At 37.5% G+C, this 6,075-nt stretch carries 6 protein-coding genes; 1 reads left to right on the top strand and 5 read right to left on the bottom strand.

Annotated elements, in window-relative coordinates:
• Window positions 1-109: 109 nt before the first annotated feature.
• Complete coding sequence (locus tag AB1414_13765; protein ID MEW6608488.1) at window positions 110-568, top strand: DUF4143 domain-containing protein; 459 nt, start codon at window positions 110-112, stop codon at window positions 566-568.
• Window positions 569-1,382: 814 nt separating this feature from the next.
• Here the strand turns inward: AB1414_13765 and lepA are convergent.
• The 5 genes from lepA to AB1414_13790 all read right to left on the bottom strand — a co-directional run bounded on the left by lepA (window position 1,383) and on the right by AB1414_13790 (window position 5,876).
• Window positions 1,383-3,179, bottom strand: coding sequence for a translation elongation factor 4 (lepA, locus tag AB1414_13770; protein MEW6608489.1), 1,797 nt, complete (start codon window positions 3,177-3,179; stop codon window positions 1,383-1,385).
• A gap of 334 nt (window positions 3,180-3,513) precedes the next feature.
• On the bottom strand, window positions 3,514-3,753 hold the full coding sequence (locus AB1414_13775; protein MEW6608490.1) for a type II toxin-antitoxin system HicB family antitoxin: 240 nt from the start codon (window positions 3,751-3,753) through the stop codon (window positions 3,514-3,516).
• Window positions 3,729-3,947: a type II toxin-antitoxin system HicA family toxin gene (locus AB1414_13780; GenBank protein MEW6608491.1), complete on the bottom strand. Its 219-nt coding sequence runs from the start codon at window positions 3,945-3,947 to the stop codon at window positions 3,729-3,731. The genes AB1414_13775 and AB1414_13780 overlap by 25 nt, the downstream gene beginning before the upstream one ends.
• A gap of 294 nt (window positions 3,948-4,241) precedes the next feature.
• Entirely contained in the window at window positions 4,242-4,598 is a 357-nt protein-coding gene (locus AB1414_13785; protein ID MEW6608492.1) for a NusG domain II-containing protein, read from the bottom strand.
• A gap of 444 nt (window positions 4,599-5,042) precedes the next feature.
• Complete coding sequence (locus AB1414_13790; GenBank protein ID MEW6608493.1) at window positions 5,043-5,876, bottom strand: hypothetical protein; 834 nt, start codon at window positions 5,874-5,876, stop codon at window positions 5,043-5,045.
• Window positions 5,877-6,075 lie beyond the last annotated feature (199 nt).

Genomic DNA, 6,075 nt, shown 5'->3' on the forward strand with positions numbered 1-6,075 from the left:
AACGGATTAGGAATTAAATCCCCCTTTCAATTGTAGATAGGAATCAGAAAAAAGAAATATTGCTATATCTTATTGAAAATCAAATGGTTATGCTAAATTTTGCCTTTAAATAGAGAGGAAGTTCCGTAAAAGGGCTAAAAGGCGACTTATTGCTCACCCTAAATTCTATTTTTTCGATGTTGGGCTTTATCGCACCTTAAGACCTAAAGGACCTCTTGATATGCCCGAGGAAATTGAGGGACATGCTATGGAAACCCTTCTGTTTCAGGAATTAATTGCCATAAATGATTACCTTGATTTGGGCTATCAGATATTTTATTGGAGGACATCTAACAATATTGAAGTGGATTTTGTATTATATGGCGATAAGGGAATCAAGGCATTTGAAATAAAACGAACCAGAAAGGTTACCCCATCTTTGCTTAATGGACTAAAGATTTTTCTGAAAGATTATCCTTTAGCTAAAGCCTATTTCCTTTATGGTGGAGAACGCAGATATTATGAAGATAGTATTGAAATCATCCCGATAGAAAAGGCACTAAAAAATCTTCCTCTGCTTCTTTCATAATTATCACAGGTAAGAAAGAGAATGGAAAGATTAAGTGATTTCAAACAACTTACGGTCCGGCAAAAAAGCCCTTCGTAAGCGTTCAGCCACAGAGGCACAGAGTTCACAGAGAATTAAGGAAATTAGCCACAAATGCGCACGAATTAACCTCTCACATCCCATAAAAGCGAATTAGAGATTAGTGAATTAGAGATTAGATTTTACTAATTCGCTAATTCGCTTAATTCCCTAATTCACTAAATGGAATTTGGAATTTGTGATTTGGAATTTCAGAGCCATAGCTGGGTCAAATTTCGATTAATAAGTGCTATATATTCCCTCTGTGTTCTCTGTGTGACTCTGTGGTTATATCCTGAACGGTTACGAAATGTCCAATAAAAATGTATAACTGAAAGGTAATGAGTCTTGCGAAGTACTAAAATTTCCCATTTTTCATTTCCTATTTTACATTTTACATTTATTTTTCCTTTGCGTCTCTGCGATGAATTAGTTTAATCGCACAGGTGGGGATTTTTCCGTGTTTCATCCGTGTCCATCTGTGGCTGAATATACTTTAGAGAGGCATATTTTGTGATTTCCTGTTACTATCAACTCAGGTTATCGGTTATCAGTTATCGGTTATCAGGTTATCGGTAAAGAGCAAGCAGTAGCCTGCTATCTCAAATTACCGATTACTGATTACCTGATTACCGATTACTTTAAATAATCACAATTTATACCCCACTGGAGTATAGTTACGATTTGGTTTATAATTCTTCGTGTCCTTCGTGTTCTTCGTGGTGAATAGTTACGCAAATCTTTGCTCAACACGACACTATTCAATCTTAAGGATGGCATGGAATGCCTCTTTAGGCAGATTTACCCTGCCAAATGACTTCATTTTCTTTTTCCCTTCTTTTTGTTTTTCCCATAGTTTTCTTTTGCGGGTAATATCACCGCCGTAGCATTTGCCCGTGACATGTTTTCCGAGATGGGGAATAGTCTCACGAGCAATGATTTTGCCACCAATAGCCGCCTGAATCGCCACGGCAAACTGATGTCTGGGAATAACCTCTTTTAATTTAAGCACCAGGTCCTTACCTCGTTGATATGCCTTTTCCTGTGGCACAAAAAAAGATAACGCATCAACAATTTCATTGGTTAATAAAATATCGACCTTGACTAACCGGACTTGCCGATAATCCATATATTCATAATCTAAAGAGGCATATCCTCTACTTACAGATTTTAATTTATCATAAAAGTCAAACAAAACATCCGAGAGTGGCAATTCATAAATAATCATTACTCGATTTCCTTCGAGATAATTTAATGATTTCTGGATGCCTCGTTTTAACTGGAGAAGTTTTAATACCCCCCCAACATATTCATTAGGAACTAACACTGTGGCTTTAATATAAGGTTCTTCAGCCTTAGCTATTTCTGCGATATTTGGAAAATGAATTGGGGTATCAATCATTACGACATCACCATTTTTTTTCGTAATCCGATATGGAACTGATGGAGCGGTTGAGATTAAATCTAATTCGTATTCTCGATAAAGCCGTTCAGAAATTATCTCCATATGTAATAATCCTAAAAACCCACATCTATATCCAAATCCTAATGCCGTTGAGGTTTCTGGCTCATATATCCAGGAGGCATCATTTAATCTTAGTTTCTCCACGGCATTTTGTAATTCAGGGAAACTCGAATTAACCCCAGGATAAATACTGCAGAAAACCATAGGTTTTAATTCACGGTATCCGGGTAAAGGCTCTTTTGCCGCAAAATATACCGTGGTGATGGTATCCCCGATTTTGACATCAGCAAGATTTTTTATCCCGGCAATGACATATCCTACCTCCCCGGCTTTCAAGACATCTGTTGGAATCAGGTCTAATTTTAATGAGCCAACCTCACTCACGAGATATGTCTTATCATTAGACATTAATTTAATCTCCATTCCAGGTTTTATTTGTCCTTCAAATACCCGAATATAGACGACGACACCACGATAGACATCAAACCATGAATCAAAAATTAATGCCTGTAAGGATTTATTCGCATCGCCCGTAGGTGGTGGAATCTCATCAACAATAGATTCTAATATTTCATCAATACCAATACCTTCCTTGCCACTGGCTAAAATGGCTTTATCGGGATTTAGTTTTAAAATCTCCGCAAGTTGTTTTTTTACTAAAGGAACATCGATATTTGGCAAATCTACCTTTGTAATGACTGGAATAATTGCCTTATTTAGACTTCTGGTTAATAATGTATGGGCTAATGTTTGAGCTTCTACGCCTTGAGAGGCATCGATTAAAAGTAATACTCCTTCCGTTGCGGCCAGACTTCGAGATACTTCATAAGTAAAATCAACATGTCCTGGTGTATCAATAAGATTCAAAGTGTAGGTTTTTCCATCCCAGGCGGTATATTCCATTCTGACCGGATGAGCCTTAATCGTAATTCCGCGTTCTCGTTCCAGGTCCATATTGTCTAACACCTGGTCTCGCATCTGACGCTTATCAATCGTATTGGTATATTCCAATAATCTATCTGCCAGGGTAGATTTTCCATGGTCAATATGGGCAATAATACTAAAATTACGGATATGCGAAAGTTCCATTTTCTCTTCCTTTGAAAATTAGCCACGAAGGCACGAGGATACAAAGATAATAGTAATTATTCAGCCACAGATACACACGGATGAAACACTGATTTTTAAGACATATCATCTAAATTCAACCTTTAAAAAGCAAATCGCTTTTCTTGTTTAGTATCTTTTCATCCTTTTAAACCCATTCTATCTATCCGTGCCAATCTCTGGCTAAATACTAACGACAGAGTTCAGCGGTGGCGGGGAGGATTACCACTAAACTTTATAAGCACGATTACCCCTTGAGATACTACAAAACTTTCAATCACAGCACAGTCCCCCGCCGTCCGTCTGCAACGCCTGGTTAGGCAACCTTCTGGAGTGTATTCACCAACTCTCTACCAGAAAGTGGAGAAGGTAGCGGTTTACCATCCTGCCGATAAATTCTTATCGTTTCTTCTACAATCTGGCATAACTCATCGAAAACCCTGTATTCATTATCTCCATGGCACCCTCCGTAGAAAAGCTCTGGACAACTGCCTATGAAGCAGCCGTCCTCATCAGACCATTCCACAATCTTTACATACCTATATTCCTCATCCATTTCTTAGCCTCCTCTATGGCAAGGCGGACAGCTTTTTCTTGATAGTGCTTTGCGTCATCGCCTTCTTTCCCTGAAATAGTAATCGGCTTCGTGACATTTGGATGAGCAAAGTTACGATGATCTCCTTTGCCTCCTCTGTCAACAAAACCTGCTCTTTGTAAATCTCTTATGAGATCTCTAATCTGCCTTGTCATTTTCTATCCTTTTGCCTAACAATAAATGTAACTGTTCACTCACAAAGACACTAAGGCACTAAGAAAATCAAATTAAAAACAAGGTTTTAACCTTCATGTCTTAATGGCAGATAAATCTTTTTCTTTAGCAATAGATTCTTCTACTATGTTTATTTTTTATATTCTTTGTGTCTTGGTGCCTTGGTGGCTGAATAGTTACCAATAAATTTAACATTGCCTTAACAGAGGATGAATACTTCTTCGTGAACTTCGTATCTGGTTTATTCATATCTGGTGTTTTTTTTTACAGCTCTACTACATTGCATCTACTTTTTGTTTTCGAGTTGTACTAATTATCTTCACGACAATTTTATTAGGGATACAGGCAATTATCTGTCCATTTTTATCCTTCCAACCCATCTTGACACATAGTTTTTGTAGACAGGGGGAATTTATTACTCGGACTTTCTTTTCTTTAATTTCGATTGTGGTTGTGCCTAACGCTCCATGAGCGAATATAGTTTGCTGTTTAGAAAGACTCACCCTTTTTACTTCCGTAGGAGTTTGAATTTCTACTATTTCACCTCTACTGGATTCAAATACCCACCAGGTACTTAGACCAGCGGCGATTAAAACAGTCCCAATTAGAATTTTATCGGCTAAAGTCAGCATAAAAATTTTTTCTTCCTGTTAAAAATAATCCGCAAATTTCATAGGAAGTAGAGAGTAGAAAGTAGAGAGTAGAAAGTAAAGAAAACACCACTCCTCACGCTTATCTCCTACCACTATTTTCATCGTCCTTTGTGAGTCGCAGACTCATGAGCGTTTCCCCTGAAAATAGCGAATTAGTGAATTAGAGATTAGCGAATTAGTATAGTATCCACAGACTCGTATCCTATGGTGTAGAACAGATATTCCCCCTTAATAAAGGGGGGTAGGGGGTTGTTCTTCCATTATTTTCATCCCCCTTTGTGAGCCTTGGCTCATGTCCGTTTCCCCTGAAAATAGTTTTTTCACGCAAAGGACGCAAAGGTAATTTTTTCCCTGATTTCCCTTTGCGTTCTTTGCGTGCTTGGCGTGAAACTTCCTTAAACACATACTTAAGGTAATAACTTATTACCTTGTTCCCTCATATAGCTGTTTTCTCTTTGCCTCTAACAAATCTTCTTCCAACCCTAAGAATTCTGCGGCACAGATAATTCTTTTATTTAACTTTTCGGCGATAGTTAGAGCCTCTTTTAACTTATCTCGCCATTTTAGTTTTCGGACATAATGATGGTCGATAATAAAGTCTTTTATCCTTGTTTCCTTAATAATCCTGATTATATTTGGAATGATATTTTGAAATGGAAATGTCATTGGACCATCAAAGATAACCACATCTGGGTTTTGTTTTAAGATAAAATCAACCTGGCAGTCGAGATTTCCTCCTTCAATGTCTGATGTATGGACTAATTTAGATGAACCATCGGTAATAGACACCTCAGTCACATATCCCAATCTATCTATATTTCCATGAGGCACCGCGGCAGAGAAGGTAATTTTAGTTTTACCAAACGCAAATTCCTTGCCATCAGAATAATTTAGATTCTCAATCCCTTTAATCATCTCTAAAAATTCTGCGGCTCTTGTTTTTTGACTTTGATTTATATTTAAAGTTGGATGTTTAACGAAGATAATTTTATTGCCATAGAGTTCTGGATATGAAGGGTTATAATGGTCATAATGATAATGAGTGATAATCAGGACATCTGATTTTTTAGCATATTCTTTAATTACTTCCCAATGTTGTGCTTCTCGCTCTAATTCAAGTGGATGAGGAGGAAGTCCTGATTTTATTGGGGCTAAAGATACGGCCGGGTCAATGACTATCTTTAAATCGCTGGTCTCAACATAAGTTGCCATTGACCTTGTGCCTAAAGAATCAAAGGCTAATGGAAGTATTTTCATCGGATTATTTCCCTGTGAAATCTGACTACCCATAACCGTTCAGGTGGTAATTTACCGCAGAGACGCAAAGGAACAGAGAAGATATGGAAATAAATCAGATAACAGAAAAGATTATTGGTGCAGCCATTGAAATATAGTAACTATTTACCCAAATGAAGTGCAAGGTAATCGGTAATCAGGTAATCGGTAACAACCAATT

This window comes from bacterium, assembly GCA_040755795.1.
Lineage (GTDB): Bacteria > UBA9089 > CG2-30-40-21 > CG2-30-40-21 > SBAY01 > JBFLXS01.